The organism is Pandoraea iniqua (assembly GCF_902459685.1).
GTDB lineage: Bacteria > Pseudomonadota > Gammaproteobacteria > Burkholderiales > Burkholderiaceae > Pandoraea > Pandoraea iniqua.
Genome location: NZ_CABPSF010000004.1, coordinates 80498 through 101814 on the forward strand (window position 1 = coordinate 80498; position 21317 = coordinate 101814).

General features: G+C 63.0%; 17 protein-coding genes and 1 tRNA gene. 11 read left to right on the top strand and 7 right to left on the bottom strand.

Annotated elements, in window-relative coordinates; all coding sequences use genetic code 11:
* Positions 1 to 82: 82 nt before the first annotated feature.
* Positions 83 to 922 (bottom strand): metal-dependent hydrolase, encoded by an 840-nt coding sequence (locus tag PIN31009_RS16155; protein ID WP_150790951.1) that lies wholly within the window; start codon positions 920 to 922, stop codon positions 83 to 85.
* A 159-nt stretch (positions 923 to 1081) separates the two neighbouring features.
* On the opposite strand from PIN31009_RS16155, the gene PIN31009_RS16160 reads away from it, so the two are divergent.
* The 4 genes from PIN31009_RS16160 to PIN31009_RS16175 all read left to right on the top strand — a co-directional run bounded on the left by PIN31009_RS16160 (position 1082) and on the right by PIN31009_RS16175 (position 5485).
* Complete coding sequence (locus PIN31009_RS16160) at positions 1082 to 1732, top strand: TetR/AcrR family transcriptional regulator (RefSeq protein WP_058377865.1); 651 nt, start codon at positions 1082 to 1084, stop codon at positions 1730 to 1732.
* 92 nt (positions 1733 to 1824) lie between these two features.
* Positions 1825 to 3432 carry a Na/Pi cotransporter family protein gene (locus PIN31009_RS16165; RefSeq protein ID WP_150790952.1) on the top strand — a complete coding sequence of 536 codons (1608 nt, stop codon included), beginning with the start codon at positions 1825 to 1827 and terminating at the stop codon, positions 3430 to 3432.
* A gap of 193 nt (positions 3433 to 3625) precedes the next feature.
* A complete protein-coding gene (locus tag PIN31009_RS16170) occupies positions 3626 to 3868 on the top strand; it encodes a hypothetical protein (protein WP_150790953.1) in 243 nt (80 codons plus the stop codon).
* A gap of 411 nt (positions 3869 to 4279) precedes the next feature.
* A complete protein-coding gene (locus tag PIN31009_RS16175; protein ID WP_150790954.1) occupies positions 4280 to 5485 on the top strand; it encodes an arabinose transporter in 1206 nt (401 codons plus the stop codon).
* Here PIN31009_RS16175 and PIN31009_RS16180 read toward each other — a convergent pair.
* Positions 5460 to 6365: a PhzF family phenazine biosynthesis protein gene (locus PIN31009_RS16180; RefSeq protein WP_150684797.1), complete on the bottom strand. Its 906-nt coding sequence runs from the start codon at positions 6363 to 6365 to the stop codon at positions 5460 to 5462. The two genes, PIN31009_RS16175 and PIN31009_RS16180, sit on opposite strands and share 26 nt — an antisense overlap.
* Before the next feature lie 543 nt (positions 6366 to 6908).
* On the opposite strand from PIN31009_RS16180, the gene PIN31009_RS16185 reads away from it, so the two are divergent.
* A complete protein-coding gene (locus tag PIN31009_RS16185; protein ID WP_150790955.1) occupies positions 6909 to 8219 on the top strand; it encodes an MFS transporter in 1311 nt (436 codons plus the stop codon).
* A gap of 192 nt (positions 8220 to 8411) precedes the next feature.
* Here the strand turns inward: PIN31009_RS16185 and PIN31009_RS16190 are convergent, their stop codons facing one another.
* The 5 genes from PIN31009_RS16190 to PIN31009_RS16210 form a co-directional block, all read right to left on the bottom strand.
* The gene (locus PIN31009_RS16190) at positions 8412 to 10652 is read right to left on the bottom strand and encodes an NADP-dependent isocitrate dehydrogenase (protein WP_150790956.1); all 2241 of its coding nucleotides are present in this window, start codon (positions 10650 to 10652) and stop codon (positions 8412 to 8414) included.
* Positions 10653 to 11130: 478 nt separating this feature from the next.
* Positions 11131 to 11205: transfer RNA gene (locus tag PIN31009_RS16195), tRNA-Val, on the bottom strand.
* A gap of 255 nt (positions 11206 to 11460) precedes the next feature.
* Positions 11461 to 12198 (bottom strand): DNA polymerase III subunit epsilon, encoded by a 738-nt coding sequence (gene dnaQ, locus PIN31009_RS16200; protein WP_150790957.1) that lies wholly within the window; start codon positions 12196 to 12198, stop codon positions 11461 to 11463.
* Positions 12199 to 12264: 66 nt separating this feature from the next.
* Positions 12265 to 12711 (bottom strand): ribonuclease HI, encoded by a 447-nt coding sequence (gene rnhA, locus PIN31009_RS16205; RefSeq protein ID WP_058377873.1) that lies wholly within the window; start codon positions 12709 to 12711, stop codon positions 12265 to 12267.
* 11 nt (positions 12712 to 12722) lie between these two features.
* The gene (locus PIN31009_RS16210; RefSeq protein ID WP_150790958.1) at positions 12723 to 13580 is read right to left on the bottom strand and encodes a methyltransferase domain-containing protein; all 858 of its coding nucleotides are present in this window, start codon (positions 13578 to 13580) and stop codon (positions 12723 to 12725) included.
* 14 nt (positions 13581 to 13594) lie between these two features.
* Here PIN31009_RS16210 and gloB point away from each other — a divergent pair, with 14 nt between their 5' ends.
* The 6 genes from gloB to PIN31009_RS16240 all read left to right on the top strand — a co-directional run bounded on the left by gloB (position 13595) and on the right by PIN31009_RS16240 (position 21267).
* Positions 13595 to 14422 carry a hydroxyacylglutathione hydrolase gene (gloB, locus tag PIN31009_RS16215; RefSeq protein ID WP_150790959.1) on the top strand — a complete coding sequence of 276 codons (828 nt, stop codon included), beginning with the start codon at positions 13595 to 13597 and terminating at the stop codon, positions 14420 to 14422.
* Positions 14423 to 14773: 351 nt separating this feature from the next.
* On the top strand, positions 14774 to 16477 hold the full coding sequence (locus PIN31009_RS16220; RefSeq protein ID WP_150790960.1) for a transglycosylase SLT domain-containing protein: 1704 nt from the start codon (positions 14774 to 14776) through the stop codon (positions 16475 to 16477).
* Between the two features lie 195 nt (positions 16478 to 16672).
* Positions 16673 to 16855 (top strand): hypothetical protein, encoded by a 183-nt coding sequence (locus PIN31009_RS16225; RefSeq protein WP_150684790.1) that lies wholly within the window; start codon positions 16673 to 16675, stop codon positions 16853 to 16855.
* On the top strand, positions 16848 to 17609 hold the full coding sequence (locus PIN31009_RS16230; protein ID WP_150790961.1) for a lasso peptide biosynthesis B2 protein: 762 nt from the start codon (positions 16848 to 16850) through the stop codon (positions 17607 to 17609). Before PIN31009_RS16225 ends, PIN31009_RS16230 begins: the two co-directional genes overlap by 8 nt.
* A gap of 80 nt (positions 17610 to 17689) precedes the next feature.
* On the top strand, positions 17690 to 19447 hold the full coding sequence (locus PIN31009_RS16235; protein ID WP_150790962.1) for an asparagine synthase-related protein: 1758 nt from the start codon (positions 17690 to 17692) through the stop codon (positions 19445 to 19447).
* Positions 19444 to 21267, top strand: a complete 1824-nt coding sequence (locus PIN31009_RS16240) for an ABC transporter ATP-binding protein (RefSeq protein WP_150790963.1) — start codon at positions 19444 to 19446, stop codon at positions 21265 to 21267. The genes PIN31009_RS16235 and PIN31009_RS16240 overlap by 4 nt, the downstream gene beginning before the upstream one ends.
* Positions 21268 to 21317 lie beyond the last annotated feature (50 nt).

Below are 21317 nucleotides of genomic sequence, written 5' to 3' on the forward strand. Positions count from 1 at the left end.
CGTGAGAGCCGCCGGGCCTCGGTGCAACGTAAAGATCGTCGTCAGCCACGAACGCCGTAAGCCGCAAGCCAAACGCCCTCGCTCAACGCACCGCCCGCCAATCCGCGTTATGCGCTGCCAGCCAGTTCTCGGCCAATTGCGGATCGCCGTGATTGTTCGGATGAAAGCCCGTCGACATGTACTTCAACATCGGCCCCGTGCAACGCCACACTACACCATCGCGGCCGAAGAACATCGTCGTGAAACCCCACCACGTACTCGGTTTGAATAACGTACCGTCACGCCACAAATTGCTGATCGTCTGCGCATGGCTTTCCAGCGCGAACATGATCAACACGTACACGTACGTGAGAACGCGCATGCGCTCGCTGCCACCCAAGGCGCGATACAGATCGAACGCGACCGCCTTGTGCTCGGTCTCTTCCGCCGCATGCCAGCGCCACATCAGTCGCATCTTCGGCTCGGCCTTCGCCAGCCAGCGGTCGTAACGCAATGCGCCATCGCCGAACACCGCCGTGCAATGCTCATACGCCGCCGTCACCGCGAGCATGTACATCGGCGAAAGCTTGCGGCGACGTGCAAATTGAATCCGCCGCGTCGCCCAGTTTTCCCAGTGATTCACCAATCCCTGCTTGGTCAACTGTGCGTTGTACTGCCCGTGGATGTGACGGTGCGTCGCTTCCTGTCCGATGAACTGCGCAATGTCGGCGCGCAGCTTGTCATAGCGCGCATCCTCGGGCAGTCGATCCATCGTGTCGCGAACGGAATCGATGAACGACTGCTCCCCAACCGGGAAACTCATCGACAACGCGTTGTAATACATCGTGCGGTAGGCGTCCCCACTGTGCCAGTGGCGCTCGAATCCACTCGCCAGATCGACCGTAAGCTTGCGAACGGTAAGGGCTGAAGTGTCTGTGGTCATGGCGCTTGCCTCTCAAATATCTCAATGGGTCGGGCGGACTCGCAGTGACCGGCGCTTTGTGACACCTGCGTGCCGTCACTTGAATTCCTCAACGAATGTGAGCATTATTCATTTCTTGCGCACTTTGCCGCAACTCGCTTCCCGCTCAGGTTTTTCGACATGTCCACACCCAAATCGCCCGCCCCGCTCAATGCCCCGTCCACCATGCGAAAGCGGCCGATGCAGGCGCGCGCGCAACACACGGTGGAGACCATTTTCGAGGCCACTGCTCAGGTTCTTGATGAAGAAGGCGAGGGGGCGCTGACGACCAATCGCATTGCTAAGAAGGCCGGTTTTTCGATCGGCACGCTGTATCAGTACTTCCCGACCAAGGAGGCGATCCTGCTCGCGATGATTGCCCGCGAACGCCGTCGGGTGATGGATGAACTCAACGAGCGGCTCGCGCGTGCAGCAGAAGAGGGCGCCGACCCGGAGCGTGTGATTCGTGAGCGGCTGCGCGTGCTGATCGAAGCGTTCGGCTCGGGCGGCCGCGTGAAACGCTCACTCATCAAGATGGCGTGGCAACTCGATCATCACGAAAACATCATGCAGGCCCTGCGCGAAGCCTCGGAACACATCGCCATCGCGATGGCCCGCCGCGATGCCCCGGGTATGCGCCCGCCTACCGCCGCGACGGTGTTCGTGCTCACCCGCGCCGTCATGGGCACGCTGCGCTCGGCAGCGCTCGAAGACTCGCCATTGCTTGGCACTCCGGAATTCGAGGACGAGCTTTACCGGTTATGCTGGGGCGTGTTGCGCGCAGACGTTTGATTGTCGGTTTAGTGTCGTTTGAAAGTATTCTGACGGTCGTTTAGGTATGGCTTGAGTGGCTTCTCTCCCGTCGCACTGAGGAAACGCGTTCCATGGGCGAAATCGTCAAGGCGGTAAGCATTCTGGCCGGCGGCGTCGGCATCTTTCTTATCGGCATGTCGATGATGTCCGACGGCCTAAAACTCGCCGCCGGGCCCGCCCTCGAACGCATCCTCGCCGGGGCCACACGCACGCGCTGGCAAGCCTTCGCCTCCGGTGTGCTGGTCACCGCCATCACGCAGTCGTCGTCGGTCGTGACGATTGCCACCATCGGCTTCGTCAACGCCGGCCTGCTCAAACTCGGCGGCGCACTCTGGCTGATGTTCGGCTCGAACCTCGGCTCGACGATGATGGGCTGGATCGTCGCCGTCATCGGCCTGAAATTCAATATCGATGCGTTCGCCCTGCCGATGATCGCAGTAGGCGTTGCTTTGCGTCTCACCGGCTCGGGCTCGCGACGCGGGGCCATCGGTAATGCGCTCGCCGGCTTCGGTCTGCTCTTCTTCGGTATCTCCCTGCTGCAATCGGCCTTTATCGATATGGCCGGCGCGATTCGCATGCCCGACGGCAACGGGCCGCTCGACGTCCTGCTACAAGTGGTCGTGGGCTTCGTGCTGACCTGCATCGTGCAGTCGTCGGCCGCCGCCATGGCCATTACGCTGACCGCCGCGCAAAACGGCATGCTCGGTGCGCAAGGCGCTGCCGCCGTGGTGATCGGCGCGAATGTCGGCACGACGCTGACGGCCGTCATCGCGGGCATCGGGGCCACCCCCAACGCGCGCCGGGCTGCCATGGCGCACGTGGCGTTCAACGTGGTGGCTGCGGTTGTGGCTTTGCTCCTTCTGCCGTGGATGATCGGCGCGATCACAGCCGCCATGAAATGGCTGGGCTACGCGGACGACCCCGCCATCAAACTCGCCATCTTCCACACGACATTCAATGTGCTCGGCGTGCTGCTGATGATTCCGCTGGCCACGCCGCTGTTGCATTGGCTCCAGCGACGTTTTCGGACACGGGAAGAAGACGAGGGCGCGCCGCAGTTTCTCGACGACAACGTGCTTCAAGTGCCGCAACTGGCCGTGGAAGCGCTCAAGCACGAAGTGGATCGACTCGGCGACATGTGCCGCCATATGGTGCGCGGTGCCCTCCTCGGGACCAGCGCCGGCGCACTCGCGCAAGAGCACGCTTCGGTCACGCGGCTGGGCGGCGCATGCCAGACGTTTGCGGAACGCATGAGTCGCGTAGCAATGGGGGCCGCCGCCGCGCAGGCACTGGCCGACACGCTGCGCACACTGCGCTACTACGAGAGCGCGGCGGAGCAGGCCGTCGCCGCAGCTGCACTGCGTGATCAGACGACCACGGCGACGGGACTCTCCGATGTGTTCAACGCCTTTCAGCGTGAAGCGACGGCGCTGCTCGATCACGTGGAAGGCGATGCCATGCCCGCCGATGGCGGCCAGTCGCTGACGACGCACGCCGCGGCGATGGAAGCCTCCTATGGTGGACTCAAGGCGAAATTGCTCGCCGACGGCGCAGCGGGCACCGTGCGTATCGCCGTCATGGAAGAAGCGCTGCGCCGGTACAGCGCCCTGCGGCGCGCGCTGCAACAAACGGTCAAGGCGAGCACGCGTCTCGCGAGAGGCACGGACCCGATCGACTGACCGTCGGGGCGAGTGCGCGCGAGGGGGGCGGGCCGCCAGCACATCGCACCGAAAACGATATCTACCAATATGGTAGAAAAAATACCAAATTGGTTTGTTGATGATTTATAGTTAACGCGCGCTGCGTTAGCGGAATCGCTCGTCGAATCCTTTGCGTCGTGGCAACTCCCCCCATCCACCACCAAGGACTGTTGTGCTGAATTTCCTCCGGGACGCGATCGCGCTCATCAAGCGGCACAAGGGCGCGTTCGTCGTGCTCAACGTGACGTTCTTCGGCCTTGTCGGCCTGAGTTTTTTCACCGCATCCGACAAGCCGGAATCGCCGCCTGAACGCGAGCCGCGCGTGCCGGTCCGGGGGTTGGTGCATCGGCCACTCGTCAAAGCCGGACGGTTTATTTTCTGTCTGCCGCCATCCGTGCACTGCGGCCGCCGCTGACGATGTCACGTGCCGGGGCGTGCGAGTGCCGTGTTGTTGCGCTGCGTCACCCCATCTTGCGTTACACGAAACGCCCCGCTAGAATTTGCGAATGATTGATGGCAGACGGTGACGATTCATGTGACTCACATGATGATGTGCCGGTGCCACGTAAGCGTTCACGTCAACCAACGCATTCTCCGCGACAGCGGTCGGTCAGTCCGGCTTATCGGTCGAGGGGTGTGCGTTCGTATGTCGACCGCCGGACAATGCTATCCATTGCGCCGGTCCTCTTCCGCGCTGCGCGTCTCCCTTCCCCTGATTTTCCCGATTCGATTTTCCTGACGACCTCCCGCGTCGCGGTCATTCGACCGCCGGCCTGCATCGCCATTGCTTTGTCGTGTGCACCGGTCTTACGTGGAGTCTTCTCGCATGTCGTCTTCCGCTGCATCGCCCGCTCAAGCGGCTGCCGCAGCACCCGCCAACGCCACCGCGTTGCTGGTGCGCTTTTCTCTCAACGTGTTTCTCGCCTGCCTGACCATCGGCATGTCGCTCTCGGTCGTGCCGCTGTTCGTGCACGACACGCTCGGGTATCAAAACATCGTCGTCGGCTTTGCCGTCGGCATTCAGTCGCTAGCCACGGTGCTCACGCGTAAATTCGCCGGGCGCACCGCCGATCAGCGCGGCGCACGTGTCGCGCTCAAGCGCGGCCTGCTGTTCGTCGCGCTGTCGGGCATCGCATTGCTCGCAACCAGCCAGCTCGTACTGCCCGCCGGGCCGCGTCTCGGTGTGCTCACCGTCGCGCGTCTGCTGCTGGGGGTCGGTGAAAGCCTCGTCATTACGGGCACGCTCACCTATGCCATCGGCAGTCTCGGTGCCCCGCAATCGGGCCGCGTGATGTCGTGGACGGGGGCCGCCATCTTCGGGGCGCTCGCCGTCGGTGCGCCGGTCGGGCTCACGCTCTACGGCAGCACATCGCTGGTCGGCGTGGCCGTCGCCACCTGCTTGCTGCCGTTCATCGGATGGTGTGTGATCGCCCGCATTCCCGCCGTCGCGCCCGCTCATCACGCGGGCGGTGCGCTGCCGTATTCGCAGGTGCTGCGTATCGTCTTTCTGCCGGGGCTCGCCCTCGCCTTGCAAGGGGTCGGCTTCGCCGTGGTCGGCGCGTTCGTAGTGTTGTTCTTCGACTCGGCGCGCTGGTCCGGCGCCGCGCTGGCGCTGTCGGCATTTGGACTGGCCTTCGTGTTGATGCGCCTGATCGGTGGGCGCTGGCCCGAGCGATTCGGCAATCTGCGCGTTGCGCAGATGTCGATGATCGTGGAAGCGCTGGGCCTGTTGCTCGTGTGGCAAGCGCCGGGCGCCGGCGTAGCCCTCGTGGGTACGGCACTCGCTGGCGCCGGTGCGTCGCTGATCTTTCCGTCGCTCGGTATCGAAGTCGTCAAGCGTGCACCGGCGGCCAGCCGTGGCACCAGTCTGGGAACGTATGCCGCGTTTCAGGACATCGCCATTCTGCTGACTGGGCCGCTGGCCGGTGCCGTCGCCAACCCGTTCGGCTATCGCGCGGTCTTTCTTTGCGGTGCTGTCGCGGCCGTGTTCGGTGCGGTCGTGGTCGTCACATTGCGTGCACGTCGCCGCTGATCCAGCACCCGGCGGCGGCTTCGAGCGTGTCGCGTAGCGTCACGGTGATAGCTGACGGATGCCCCATCGCCACGCCCTGACGCACCACGACGCCGCGCTCGCCCGGCCGCAGCCAACCGAAGCGCCGTGCGCCGTAGAGCAGGGCGGCGGCCGCAATGCCGGTCGCCGCATCTTCCGGATATCCCGACGAACGCGGAAACTGCCGGGCCTGCAAGACCGGCAGCGATTTGCCGTCGCCGACATCCTCGCGCGCGCACGGATATAACCCGGTAGAGCCGATGGCGTCGCAGGTCGCGAGCATCGTGGCGAAGTCGGGTTGGAGCGCTTGCAGTTGTGCCACGCTGCGCAGCGGTACGAGGGTCTTCACGCGGCTGGTAGCGGCATTGCAGATGCCTTCGAGCGCGATGTCGTCGGGCGAGATGCGCAGCGCTGCACAAATGGCGGCGATGGCACTCGCGTCGATGATCGGTTCTGTGCGGCCTGCCGGTTGGCTGACTTCGATATGTTCGCCGTCTGCTGCCAAGCGGCCTTCGACGATGCCGCTCAGCGTTTCGATCCGCACCGGCTTGCCGTCCCAGCGCCCCTCGCGTCGCAAAACCCATAACGACCCCAGCGTCGCGTGCCCGCACATTTCCATCTCGTGATTCGGCACGAAGAACCGGAAACGCCAGTCGTTGCCGCTGTTTTCAGGGGCCATGACAAACGCGCTTTCGTGGCCGTAATGGGCCGCGACACGACGCATGTCGTCGGCGCTCATCGCATCGGCATCGAGCACGATGGGGGCCGGGTTGCCGCCGTTTTCGGCGGCCGGAAAGACACTGACCAGTGAGACAGCGGCCGGTGCGGGAAGTGAAAACGGAAGTGGGGTGTGCAACGTCATGGGCGTAGGGAATTCGAAGCCATCAGTCTTGAAAGATTACGCTTTGCGCGGGGTGTCCGTCAGCCTCTTCGAAAAGGTATTTCCGGACGCGCACGATTCGTCGCGTGGGTGTCAATGCTCGCGTGCCCCGTGTGGCATGGCGATGCGCGGCTGACATGATGAATAGCGGCATGTCGTGTCAATTCGCGTGGCACGTCACATTGTTACGGCAAGCGAAACCCAATGCACTTTCAGAAAATAACCATTGACTGAATCAATGCTCGAAGTCGGGCGGCGTTTGTTGGTTTACAATCGCGCCGGCCTCCCGAAAACGAAAGGGGATGGCAGGGTGAGAACCGTGGCGCGCCGGCCTATCCGGCTGGGGCGCAACGTCCGGAGACAAGGCTTCGGACCCCGTGTGGCGTATTCCCGTCACGCGAGAATCGTGCGGTCTGTGAGAGCAGTCGAGTGGGTAAGGCAGCGTGATCGGTGCGAGTGGTCCGTAGGCAGTGTTGCAGTGGCAGTTCTGGCTGCGAGGGCAGCCAAAAGATCGAAGTGGAGACCATGAGTACTATCGCTAGCGGTACCAATACCGGCGCACGCACGCGCGAAATCGAGGCGCAAGCCTACGCGAAAGCCACCTGGCGTTTGTTGCCGTTCCTGTTCCTGTGTTACGTCGCGGCCTACCTTGACCGCGTGAACGTCGGCTTCGCCAAGCTGCAAATGCTGAACGATCTTCAGTTCAGCGAGACGGTGTACGGTCTTGGGGCCGGCATCTTCTTCATCGGCTACTTCTTCTTTGAAGTGCCGAGCAACATCATCATGCACAAGGTCGGCGCGCGTCGCTGGATTGCCCGCATCATGATCACGTGGGCCGTGCTCTCAGCCGCCACGCTGCTCGTCAAGACGCCGACGCAGTTCTATCTGGTGCGCTTCTTCCTCGGTGTGGCAGAAGCCGGGTTCTTCCCGGGCATCGTGCTGTACCTCACGTACTGGTTCCCGGCACAACGCCGCGGCCGCATGAACGCGCTGTTCATGATCGGGATTCCTATCGCCGGCGTGTTCGGCGGCCCGCTGTCGGGCTGGATTCTCTCCGCGTTCAACGGCGTGGGCGGCTGGGCCGCATGGCAATGGCTGTTCTTTATCGAAGCCATTCCGTCGGTGATCCTCGGCGTGGTCACGCTGATGTATCTCCCGAACGGCATTCGCTCGGCCTCGTGGCTGTCGGATGAAGAGAAGACGATTCTCGAGAACAACATCGCGCAAGACGGTGCCGGCAAGGCGCAGCATTCGATCGCGTCGGTGTTCACCAACGGCCGCGTGTGGCTGATGGCGTTGATCTACTTCTGCTGCATGATGGGCCTCTACGGCATCGGCTTCTATCTGCCGACGCTGATCAAGGCCAGCGGTGTGAAGAGCGCGCTCGACGTCGGTCTGCTGACCGCGATTCCCTACGCTTGCGCTGTCGTGAGCATGATCACCGTGGCCCGCAGCTCGGACCGTACGGGCGAGCGCCGCTGGCACTTCGCGGTGGTCTCGTTCGCCGGTGCCATCGGCTTGTATCTGAGCACGGTGTGGGGCAATAACGTGCCGCTGGCCATGGTCGCGTTGTCGATCGGCACGGCAGGCATGCTGGCCACGATGCCGGTGTTCTGGACGTACCCGAGCGCACTGCTCGTGGGCGGCTCGGCGGCGGCGGCCATCGGCATGATCAACTCGATCGGCAATCTGGCCGGCTTCGTGAGCCCGTTCATCATCGGCTGGCTCAAGGACGCGACGCAAAGCACCAACGCGGGCATGTACTGCGTGTCGGCCGCGCTCGCGCTCGGTGCCGTGCTGGCACTCACGCAGTCGAAGGCACAGGTCAATCGCTGATGCGATTGATGTAAGCGCTCATGTCATCAGTCACCCGGTTTGCGCCGGGTGGCGAGACAAATAAAAAAGCCGGTAATTGGATTGCCGGCTTTTTTATTTGCTGCGTGCGATGCGTTGAAGATCGGTGGCAGCAGAGCGGCCCAGAAGGGCCACCCGTGCTGCAACGTCACGCAAGCATCGCTGCGGTACGACTTACGCCTTCGCGACGCTTTCCAGCGCGGCGTTGAACGTCTTGCTCGGACGCATGACCAGATCGAGCTTCGCGAAGTCCGGCTTGTAGTAGCCGCCGATGTCGGTCGGCTTGCCTTGCACGTCGGCGAGTTCGCCAACGATGGTCTTCTCGTTCTCGGTCAGTTGCTTGGCCAGCGGGGCGAATTGCTTGGCCAGCTCGGCGTCGTCCTTCTGCGCGGCGAGTTCCTGCGCCCAGTACATCGACAGATAGAACTGGCTGCCGCGGTTGTCCAGCTCGCCGGTCTTCGGCGACGGACCCTTGTTGTTGTCGAGCAGCTTGCCCGTTGCTGCGTCGAGCGTCTTGGCGAGAATCTTGGCGCGTTCGTTACCCGTCTTGATGCCCAGGTCTTCCAGCGACACGGCCAGTGCGAGGAATTCGCCGAGCGAGTCCCAACGCAGATGGTTTTCTTCCACCAGTTGCTTGACATGCTTCGGTGCCGAACCACCTGCACCCGTTTCGTACATACCGCCACCGGCCATCAGCGGCACGATCGACAGCATCTTGGCGCTGGTGCCCAGTTCCATGATCGGGAACAGGTCGGTCAGGTAGTCGCGCAGAATGTTGCCGGTCACCGAGATGGTGTCCAGACCACGAATCACGCGCTCGAGGGTGTAACGCATGGCGCGCACTTGCGACATGATCTGGATATCGAGACCGTTGGTGTCGTAATCCTTCAGGTACGTTTCGACCTTCTTGATCAGTTCGGCTTCGTGCGGACGATACGGGTCGAGCCAGAACACGGCAGGCATGCCCGAGTTGCGCACGCGGTTCACGGCGAGCTTCACCCAGTCGCGGATCGGTGCGTCCTTGACCTGGCACATACGCCAGATGTCGCCGGCTTCGACGTTTTGCGACAGCAGGACTTCGCCGGTCGCGATGTCGACGATGTTCGCCACGCCGTCTTCGGCGATCTCGAACGTCTTGTCGTGCGAACCGTACTCTTCCGCCTTCTGCGCCATCAGGCCCACGTTCGGCACCGTACCCATCGTGGTCGGGTCGAAGTTGCCGTTGGTCTTACAGAAGTTGATGATTTCCTGATAGATGCGCGCGAACGTGCTTTCCGGAATCACGGCCTTGGTGTCCTTCGGACGACCGTCGGCACCCCACATCTTGCCGCCGATGCGGATCATGGCCGGCATCGAGGCGTCGACGATCACGTCGTTCGGGGCGTGCAGGTTCGAGATGCCCTTGGCCGAATCGACCATCGCGAGTTCCGGACGGTGCTCATGGCACGCGTGCAGATCGCGGATGACCTCTTCGCGCTGCGTGCTCGGCAGCGTTTCGAGCTTTTCGTACAGATTGACGAGACCGTTGTTGACGTTCACGCCCAGTTGGTCGAACAGCTTGCCGTGCTTCGCGAAGGCGTCCTTGTAGAAGATCTTCACGGCGTGGCCGAACACGATCGGGTGCGAGACCTTCATCATGGTGGCTTTCACGTGCAGCGAGAACATGACACCGGTCTCGCGCGCATCTTCCATCTGTGCTTCGTAGAACTCGCACAGGGCCTTCTTGCTCATGAACATGCTGTCGATGATTTCGCCGTCGAGCAGCGAGACCTTCGGCTTGAGCACGATCGTCTTGCCGCTCGTCGTGACGAGTTCCATCTTGACGTCACGGGCGCGATCGATCGTCATCGACTTTTCACCGTGATAGAAGTCGCCGTGCGTCATGTGCGCAACGTGGGTACGCGAAGCCATGCTCCACTTGCCCATGCTGTGCGGGTGCTTCTTGGCGTAGTTCTTGACGGCGAGCGGGGCGCGGCGATCCGAGTTGCCTTCACGCAGCACCGGGTTCACGGCCGAGCCGAGGCACTTCGAATAGCGCTTTTGAATGGCCTTTTCTTCGTCGGTCTTCGGATCTTCCGGGTAGTCGGGGATCTTGTAGCCCTTCGATTGCAATTCCTTAATGGCGCTCTGGAGCTGGAACACCGATGCGCTGATGTTCGGCAGCTTGATGATGTTCGTGTCCGGGTCTTGCGTCAGACGGCCCAGTTCGGCCAGATTGTCCGGCACGCGCTGTTCTTCCGTCAGGAATTCGGGGAACTCACCGAGGATACGGCCCGAGACCGAAATGTCGCTCGTCTCGACAGCCACGCCGGCCGGCGCAGCGAACGTACGAATGATCGGGAGAAAGGAGCTCGTGGCCAGAAGCGGCGCTTCGTCGGTCAGGGTGTAGATGATGCTGGGTTGCTGCTTACTCATCGCGAAGTCTCGAATCCAAGAATCAGGAAAAGGTGGGGGAACGCCGCCGACTGGAAACAGCCCGGTAGCCATGTGCGAATTTCCCTGATTGTGACACGGGTCGGGGGCAAAACTGAAATGCCTTTTCGTAATGTGAAGGCTTAGGTCTTATATAAGACTTGCCCTATAGGCCCCGTCGGACGGTTCAAACGCCCGCAGCATGCGGCACTCGGCCCTTGCGGTAGCGACGAAGCGGGGGTGTCAAGGCGCAAGCTGTCGTTCGCTGGCGCATAAGCGGCGAAAAATGCGAACGGATCATCGCGAAAAAGCAATGAAAAACGACGCCGCTGCGGATGAGGCGATTAACTTCGGTGCTGCTGGGAATGAAATTGCGCGGGGAGGGAGTTGCGCAAGAATTAGTGCAAGAATCAGTATTTCGGAGGTGGGCTTTTCCGTCTCGGGGACTGACTCACCGCTGAGTCGGAAAAGCCTGAAATACTGGTGGGTGGTACAGGGATTGAACCTGTGACCCCTGCCGTGTGAAGGCAGTGCTCTACCGCTGAGCTAACCACCCAAATCATTAACTAAATCAATGACTTAGTGTTGATTGCTGAAGCTTTCGTTTCGCAATCAGGAGCAGAACTTTAACTGTTTTCGTAGAAGTCTGCAACCTTTCTTTTAATCTTATTTTGCTGCCGTCGTGATGATATCTCTCGATCACTTCACGTCGTTTCTTGCGATGACTCGCAAGCAGCAAAGAAAGCGATTATAGGGACGTTTTCTGCGCTTGTGAAGGGGTTGCTGCGAAAATTTCGCAGAAATTGCCAACTCACGCTGCGGGTGCCGCTTCGCCTTCGGGCGGTGCCGGTTCCGTGCGCCACACGCAGGTGCCCTTGATGCCCTTGTCGATCTCGCTCAGCACGCCGTCGTGCATCGTCACTTCTTCCACAGCGGCGAGAATGACCGGCAAGTCGAACTGGCTCAGCGAGATCTTCTCGCGCTGAGTGCCGTCCTCGTTGTCGCCATCGCCCGCATCGATCACGAGACTCTTCTGGCCGCGGGTCATCGCCAGATAGACGTCAGCCAGCAATTCCGCATCGAGCAATGCGCCGTGCAACGTGCGGTGCGCGTTGTTCACACCCAGCCGTTCGCAAAGCGCATCGAGCGAGTTGCGCTTGCCCGGGAACATCTCGCGCGCGCGCAGCAACGTGTCGATCAGGCCCGCGCAGTTCTCCATGAACGGCGGCCAGCCCATGCGGCCGAACTCCATGTCGAGGAAGCCCAAATCGAAGGCCGCGTTGTGGATGATGATCTCGGCGCCACGGCAATACTCACGCAGCTCTTCGGCTACGTCGGCGAACTTCGGTTTGTCGGAGAGAAACTCGGTGGTCAGGCCGTGCACCGCCAGTGCGCCCGGATCGCTGTCGCGCTCGGGGTTGATATAGAAGTGCAGGTTGTTGCCGGTCAGGCGGCGATTGACCAGTTCCACACAACCGATTTCCAGCAGGCGGTCACCTGTTCTAGGGTTCAGGCCGGTGGTTTCGGTGTCGAGAATCAGTTGTCGCATGGTGTTCGGTGTCTTTCAGAATTGGCTTGCAGGCATCGGGCTAGGCGCAGGTGCGGGGGGCGGTGGCTACGCCCGGCGCAGACTCTCGACGCCGCGATTGGCCAGTTGGTCGGCGGCTTCGTTGCCTTCATGCCCGGCGTGGCCCTTCACCCAGCGCCATTCGATGTCGTGCTTTTGCGAGACGGCATCGAGTTCTTGCCAGAGGTCGGCATTCTTCACGGGTTCCTTGGCGGCCGTTTTCCAACCGCGCGCCTTCCAGCCATGAATCCACTCGCTGATGCCTTTCTGCACGTATTGCGAGTCGGTGTGAAGCACCACCTGACAGGGTTTGTTCAGCGCCTCGAGCGCGCGGATCACCGCGAGCAGCTCCATGCGGTTATTGGTCGTGTTGGCTTCGCCGCCGAACAGTTCCTTGCGGTGCTTGCCTGCGACGAGCAGGGCGCCCCAGCCGCCGGGGCCGGGATTGCCTTTGCAGGCACCGTCGGTATAGATATCAACTTGCGGCAAGGTTATCTCTCAAACAATCAATCGGGCAGGTCGGCCATTTCCGCGATCTTGCGATGCGTCGTGTTGGGCGTGGCCACCGGCGCCGCAGCCGGCTGGAGGCCGAGTATACGCTTGCGCACTTTGCCGACCAAGCGCATGCCGCGCACACGCTTGACCGCACGCACCGCGTAAAGCGCGCCGAAAATCGGCCACCACCGGTCGCCGGCCGGTTCCATGAAGTCGAACCGTTGCAGCCAGTGTTCGCCTCGCAGCGGCGGGCGATAGCAGCCGAACCGGCCACGGTCGATATCGAACGAGAGCAGCTTGAGCCAGTCCTTGAGCCGCGTGAACGCGATCAAGTCGGCCCCCGGCGGCAGGAACGGCGCGCCGGCCAGTTTGCCGAGTTCTTCGCGGGCACCCCACAGACTCAGATTGTTGAAGCCGGTGATGATCACCTGCCCCTCGGGGACCAGAATGCGTTCGACTTCGCGCAGGATGTCGTGCGGGTTCTCGGCGAATTCGAGCACGTGTGGCAGCACGACGAGGTCGGTGCTGGCCGTGGCGATCGGCAGTTCGTCGAAGCGGCTGACGAGGATGTCGCGCGGGACCATCTCGGGCGACGCCGTGTCGCATGACAGGTTGCCGGTGGTATCACTGGCGGCCTTGGTCATCAGGGGAGGGGCTTCCGCGCCGCGCGGCGCGGTGAGGACGAGGCCCCGGTAAGGCATGCGGTTTTCGCGCAGCGTATCGAGCTCGGGGCGGCCAAGTTGCAGCGCATGATAGCCGAACAGATCCCCGACCCATTGGTCGAAGAGGGCCTGTTCCCATGCAAGCGCGTAGCGGCCTGGCGGTGAGACGAGCCAAACGGGCCAGTCTATAATCGGACGTTCTGACATGGTGGCGAGTATATATGGATGCGCACGCAGATGCGGTGACCGGGCAGTCGACCGGTACACTGACCGTCTTTCCCGTCCCTGCGTTCCAGGACAATTATCTATGGGTCATCGATAACGGCAAAGATGCCGTGGCCGTCGACCCGGGCGACGCCGCGCCGGTGCTCGCCTATCTCGATGCGCGCCAATTGACGCTGCGCGCCATTCTCATCACGCACAAACATGCCGACCACATCGGTGGCGTCGACGCGTTGCTTGCACGCTTCGATGTGCCGGTGCACGGCCCCGCGCACGAGCCGATCGCCTGTGTGGATCATCCGCATGAAGGCGGTGAGACGTTCACGATCGACGCCCCGGCCATGACGCTGAACGTCATCGATGTCCCCGGTCATACGTTGGGACACATCGCTTACTTCCTCGGCGAAGGGGCGGCAGGCGCCCCCCGGTTGTTCTGTGGCGATACGCTGTTCTCGTGCGGTTGCGGCCGACTCTTCGAAGGCACACCAGCCCAGATGCTGGCGTCGCTCGACAAGCTCTCGGCGTTGCCGCCGACGTCGCTCGTGCATTGCGCGCACGAATATACGCTATCGAATATTCGCTTCGCGCTGGCGGTCGATCCCGACAATCAGGCACTGGTGAACTGGCACGACAAAGCGACAGCGCTGCGTGCTGCCGGTCAGCCCACGCTGCCGACGACGCTCGCTCAGGAGCTTGCCACCAACCCGTTCCTGCGCAGCGACGCCCCCGCAGTGGTGGCGTCTGCCGAAGATCATGCCGGGCGCACATCGCTCTCGCGTGAAGCGGTCTTCGCGACCGTGCGCGGTTGGAAAGACACGTTCCGCTAAGCGTGAGCGCTAGTCGCGAGAACGTCAGGCTGTCAACAGCCTGACGTGCCATAACCTCTGTCCCAATCCGAGCGTTGACACCTGCACAGGTGCCTGCTCCGCCTTGCCGCATCGCCCCAGATGTGATGTTTCGGTGTCATATCGATGGCATCGTATATGGGCAAAATGCGTGAAGTGCGTGTGGCGAAGCGTTGACAATTCAGGTCTTCGATCTAAGGAATAACCCTGATTTTTCGGGCGTTTTGGGCGAATTTTTGCAAAAAATTTAGGCATAAAGGTTGACGCATCCGAAGGGTTTCCTTAACATCCTTGCCAATTTCATGAAGATGTCACCCTATTCGAGCCCGATCAATGCGACTTATCGTTAGCTTGCTTCTGACGCTGCTTCTGGCGGCTTGTGCCAGTACAGCGCCACCTACAGGTGCATCGAATTCCACGCCCGAAGCGCAGAGCAAGTCGCCGCTCGCATCGAATGCCAAGGGAAAGCAACGCGTGTCGAGCGATCAGACGATCGACCTTGATACCGACTCGATCAACGATCTGGCCTACGGCAGCGACGATGCCGATCTGTGGGCCCGCATCCGTCACGGCTTCTCCATCCCCGATCTCGACACCGACCTCGCGCAGGACCGCACGCAGTGGTACGCGCAGCGCCCCGAGTACGTGGAGCGCATGATCGAGCGTTCGAACAAGTATCTGTTCCATATCGTTGAAGAACTCGAGCGCCGTCATATGCCGACGGAACTCGCGCTGCTGCCGTTCGTGGAAAGCGCTTACAACCCGCAAGCGCTGTCGACGGCCAAGGCCGCCGGCATGTGGCAGTTCATCCCGAGCACCGGCAAGACGTACAACCTGAAGCAGAACATGTTCCAGGACGAGCGCCGCGACGTGCTCGCCTCGACCACCGCCGCGCTGGACTACCTGTCGAAGCTGTATGCGATGTTCGGCGACTGGCATCTGGCACTGGCCGCCTACAACTGGGGCGAAGGCAATGTGCAGCGCGCCATCGACCGCAATCAGGCGCAAGGGCTGCCGACCGATTACCTGAGCCTGCGCATGCCGACCGAGACGCGTTACTACGTGCCGAAGTTGCAGGCGATCAAGAACATCATTGCGCACCCGGAGCTCTACAGCGTGAAGCTGCCGGAGATTCCGAATCACCCGTATTTCGTGAGCGTCACCACCAAGCGTGACATCGACGTGGCGCTGGCTGCCAAGCTGGCCGATCTGCCGCTCGATGAATTCCGCGCGCTCAACCCGTCGTTCCGCAAGCCGGTGATTCTTGGTGCTGCCCAGCCGCAGATTCTGCTGCCGTTCGATAGCGCCGAAGTTTTCCAGAAGCGCCTGAAGGGTTACGACAAGCCGCTGTCGAGCTGGACGACGTACACGTCGGCATCGCGCGAGCGCCCGGAAGACGTGGCTCGCAAGCTCGGCGTCGACGCGGCCGTGATTCGCTCGGTGAATAACATTGCGCCGCGCATGCGTCTGAAGGCGGGTTCCACGTTGCTGGTGCCGCGCTCGGATGACATCGACGAAGACATCAGCGCATCGGTGGCCACCAACGCCGTGCTGGCGCTGGAGCCGGATCTGCCCGACACCCGCAAGGTGATGGTGCGCGCCCGCAAGCACGACACGCTCGCCGCCGTGGCATCGCGCAGCGGTGTGTCCGTGGCCCAGATCAAGGGCTGGAACCATCTGCGCCGCGACGCGCTGACCAGCGGGCAACTGCTGGTGCTGCACGTGCCGGTGAAGGACGCGTCCCGTGTGTTGGCGGCTTCGGCAGCGCCTGCCGCTGCTGTCGCCTCGGCCAGCAAGGATGACGACGACGCACCGCGTACGCGCCTGGTCAAGGGCAAGAACGGCAAGATGATTCGCGTGGTCGACCACCGTCCGGCCACCAAGCCGGCCAAGGCTGTGGCATCGAACACCAAGGCTGCGCCAGCCAAGTCGGTGAGCAAAGCACCGGTGAAAGCCGCTGCCAAGACGGTCGCTAAAACGGCGGCAAAGCCGGCCGCCAAGGCCCCGGCCAAGGTCACGAAGACCGCACAGCGCTAAGCCGACAGACGCCGCACAACGTTGTACCCGACGCCCGTGAGATCACTCTCACGGGCGTTTTGTTTTTCCCCTCGGTAATCCGCTGCCGCTTCCGGGCACATCCCTTCGGAAAATTCCCATAAATGCATTGGCTCTCGTTTCCTATGATGGAGACGCGGACGATTCCGTTCGTACTCACGAGATAAGGAGTGCTAAATGAATAAGGCAATGGCAACTGCGCAAGAAGTGACCGAACTCGAAGTGCTGGCCTCTGTGGATGCCACGCATGCCACGCGGGGCGTGCTTGGCAACGACGCGGAAGGCATCACGCTCCTGCCGCTGTGCTTCAAGCCGATCTGCATTCCCACGCTGCCGCCGCTGACCGGGGGCCATGCCTGAAGTGTCCGACCCGACACACATCGAAACCGGCGCGTGTGCGGACGCGCCGGTTTTCCGTCATCTGGCACCCGATGTTCACATCGCGGGTATCGACGGCCATGTCGTGGTGCTCAAGCTCTCGCACGACCGCTACTTCAATCTTTCCCACAAGCACTCGCAGGGGTTGCGCCGCTTGATCGGCTGGCGCAACGACGGGGACATCTCCGCTGACATGCTGCTCGTCATGCAAGCGATGTTCGACGCGCAAGGCATTCTGGCACCCGGCGCTCACACCGCGCCAGATCCCCGTATTGCGAAACGCGATATGCCGCCGCGCCTCGGCTTCGACGCGTGGCTGGCGATGCCGGCCGACGTGACTCGCGAGTCGCGGGTGCGCGATGTAATGCGCGCGGGTTACTGGCTCTGGCAGGCCCAGCGCGTGACGCGGCGCGCGCGCATGCGCGGGGTGGTCGACATGGTGGCGCGCTCGCAATCGGGCGTTCGCACACAGTACGGCGCGCCGCAGGACTACCTGCCCTACGTGGCCGCCATGCACAGCGCTGCGCTCGTGTATCCGCAATGTTCCCCGTGCCTGCCTTGGTATGCCGCCCTTACCGCTTGGTGCGCACGTGACAGCCTGCGACTGCGTCTGGTGATCGGTGTACAGCGGCAGCCCTTCTATGCGCACGCGTGGACGGAGACCGACGCACGGGTGATCGGTGACGACCTGCGCCGGCGCGAGCAACTCGCCGTGATCTACGAGACACCGGTCTGACGCGCGTGCGAATCGAGAATCGATGTCGCGCCGATTATCGGATCCCTGAAGCCTTCCCGCATTCACGCACGGAGCCACTGATGAAACTTGCCCGCCTGAGACCGGGACCTGCCGAGCGACACGAGCCCATTCCCGACGCCGTGGTGATGCGCGGTCTGGATGGCGTGCCGGTGGCGCGCATTCGTCCCGATGCCGACAGCACGCGGCTGCATTCGAGCGGGCAGAGCGAACTGCTGGCCTGGTACATCAGCGGCACGTTGTTTCTCAAGGAAGATGGCCGTGAGGTCGCCCCCGGCATGGATGTGGCGCGGCTGGCGCTGGAATCGCCCGAGCGCTTTGTCGAGCGCTACTGGGGACACTACCGTGTGATCGTGCATGACCGATGGCGCGGCACGACGCTTGTGCTGTGCGACCCGTGCGGCCATTGCCCGACGTACTACCGCTTTTGTCACGATGGCGCCGTGCATGTGGCGGCCGACCCGGCGGCACTGGTCGACGATCATCCCAGCTTCGATAGCCTCGCGCTGAAGTCGTTTCTCGTGCATGGCGATCTGGGCGGCGTGCAGTGTGCGCTTTACGACGTGGAGCGGCTGCCGCTGGGCCATGCGTTATGGATTCCCGAGCGAGGGGCGCCGCAGACGCGGGTGGTGTGGTGGCCGGACTGGCGCATGACCGATCAGGATGCGCAGACCGCGGCCTCGGGCGAGGGGTTGCTCCGGCTACTGCGACGTTCGGTGGAGCGTAGTGTCGGCGACCGGCCCGCGGTGCTCGAACTCTCGGGCGGTGTGGAATCGACGTCGCTCGCGCTGGCGCTGGCCGAGTCGGGGCGGGCGGATACCTGCACGGCAATCAATCATCGCGATCCGTCGTCGCCGTCGAGCGACGAGTCGCATCATGCCGGCAGCGTCGCGCGTCATGTGCGCATGGCCTTCGAGCGGCTGGATATCGATTACGCAGCGTTCTCGCCATCGCCGTCGTCGGCAATTCCGCGTCTCGCCCGCCCGGCGCTGCATCTGTGCATGCTGGCGCAGCTCGACGCCGTGCGTGAGCGGCTGAGTGCCTACAGCGGCCATCGGCTGGTGAACGGGCACGGTGGCGATGCCATCTTTCTTGCGCCGCCGCCCAATGGGGCGTTTCTCGATGCTGTTGCCGACGGTCAATGGCGCCGGGCGTTCAGCGCGTGGCGCGATCTGGCCGTGATGCAGCGCTTGCCGCTGTGGTGGGTCGCGCAGGGCGCGTTCGCGCAGCTCGGGCAGCGTCACGCGAACCCGGATGCCGCGCTCTCGACGGGGCTGCTCACGCCGGCGGCCCGCATTGCCGATACGCCGCGCACGGAACCGCTGGCCTCGGCGTGGCTGTCGCGCTGGACGTTGCGCGTGCGTCCGGGCAAGCGGGCGCAGATCCTCGGCATTCTCGGCAATCTGCGCGACGTGGAGGTGCAGCCCTCGCTCGCCGCGGCCGGCACGGCGTTCCCGTTCCTCACGCAGCCGGTGGTCGAGGCGGGGCTGAAGATGCCGACCTACCGTCTGTTCAATGCGATGCATAACCGCTTGCCGTTGCGCCGGGCAGCGTATCTGGCGAGTGGTTTGCCGAATCTGTGGCGACGCGACAAGGGCGTGTTGACGGGCATGGTGGGGGCGGGCGCGGCGGCGAATCTGGCCCACATCGAGGAGGTCTGTCTCGATGGCTATTGCGCGGCGTCGGGCTGGATCGATCGCGATGCCTGCCGCCGGGCGATTGGCCGCATGGCGCACCATCATCTCGAATCGATGACGACGATCCGCCGGCTCTATGCCATCGAAATGTTTGTACGCGGCTGGCGCGCGGGCGCGGTATGACGCGGCAGGGCGGCTGGCGGGCGTTATGTTTTGTGCTGCGAAAGCTCTGGGAGCGCGAGACGCAGACATCGCAACATCGTGTCTGGGTGGCGCTGGCGGCGCTGGCGGCTGCATTCATGCTTGCGCTGCGGCTTGTGGCGCCGTGGGTACTCGGGCTTGCCGTCGATGCGCTGACGGGCGAACGGGCAGTGGGTTTCGCGATGCCATTGGCGACGGCTTATGTGGTGCTGTGGTCGGCGGCGGCCATTGGCGAGCGTGGCAAAGACCTGTTAATTCAGCGCGCGATGGAAGATCTGCGGCGCCGCACGGCCCTCGGTTATCTTTCGCGGCTTGTCGGTCTGCCGGCCCATCGCGCACGCGAGGTGAACGCGGGGCAGACGCTGGATTGCCTGTTTCGCGTCGAGGTGGCATTGCCCGTCATCGTGACCGGTCTGGTGTTCGGTTTGCTGCCGCTGGCCATGCAGGTGATGGCGACAGGCATCATTCTGATGGTCAACTTCGGTGTGATTTACGGGGTGTTGCTGGGCGCCACGGTGGTGGCCTATGGACTGACGTTGCGCCCATCACTCGCCCGCGTAACGCGCCGCGAAGCGCAGGCGAACGATATTTCTCGCGCGACGACAGGGGCGCTCGCCGACACGCTGACGCAACTCGAATGCGTGAAGACGTTTGCGCAGGAGCCTGCGGAGATCGGACGGCTGTCGCAGCGTCTGCGCACGCGCTATGTAGCGGCGCTGGCGACGGCGAAGACGGCACAGGTCACCAGCGCGTGTCAGATGGCGATCATGGCGCTCGGGGTGTCGGCTATGACGTTGCTCGCTGTGCGCGACGTCATGCGCGGGGCGGAACCGGTCGGCACGCTGGTGCAGATCAACGCCTATCTGCTGCAATTCGCCTTACCTGCGGCGATGTTAGGCGCACTGGTGTCGCAAGTGGCACGCGCGCTGGTGAGTGTCGATGAGCATCTGCATGATGCGACGAACGTGACGAGTGGGATGGGGATGATGGCGATGGCGGAATCCGGCGGCGAGGCGCGTGCAAGCGAGCCGGTGGCCACGGCGGCGATTTCACCGTCTCGTGCCCCGTGCATCGATCTCGATCAGGCCAGTGTGACGTTGCATGACGGCACGCCCATCGTGGCGCGCGTCAGCCTGAGGGTTCGTGCCGGAGAATATGTGGCGATCGTCGGGCCGTCAGGGGCTGGCAAATCCACGTTGTTACGCCTGATGGCAGGGCTTACGTTGCCGGCGCAGGGGCAGGTACGCATCGATGGCCGTGCGCTGAACGGCGCCGCTGCGACGGCACTGCGTCGCGTGACCGGATTCGTCACGCAAGACTGCCGGCTGTTCGACCGCACTGTGTTCGAGAATGTCGCCTATCGGGCTGGCTGGTACGGTGAGTCGCTGCCTGACGATGACGTGATTCGCGACGAATTCATGCGTGTGACGGCCCTTGCCGAAGTGCCGGACGCGATCTCGGTCATGGGGCTGTCCGGCGGGGAGCGTCAACGAGTGAACATCGCTCGCGCCTTGTGGGGACGCCCCCGATTGTTGCTGTTCGACGAACCCACCGCCGCGCTCGACGCCCTCACCGAAGCCCGCATCCTCAACCGTCTGGCGCACGAACGTGCAGGCGCGACATGCGTGGTCGTGGCCCATCGGCTCGCCGCCATTTGTCGCGCCGACCGGATCGTCGTGATGGATCAGGGGCATATCGTCGACGTCGGCGCGCACGCGGCACTGCTCGCGCGCGGCGGCCTGTACGCGCGCATGTGGCAGGCGCAGCAGGCGGATCTTGAGACGGAAGCCGCACTGGACTGACGCACTCGGCTCGGTTCACTGGCTTGTCCGCACCCCGGAACGGGCGCCCC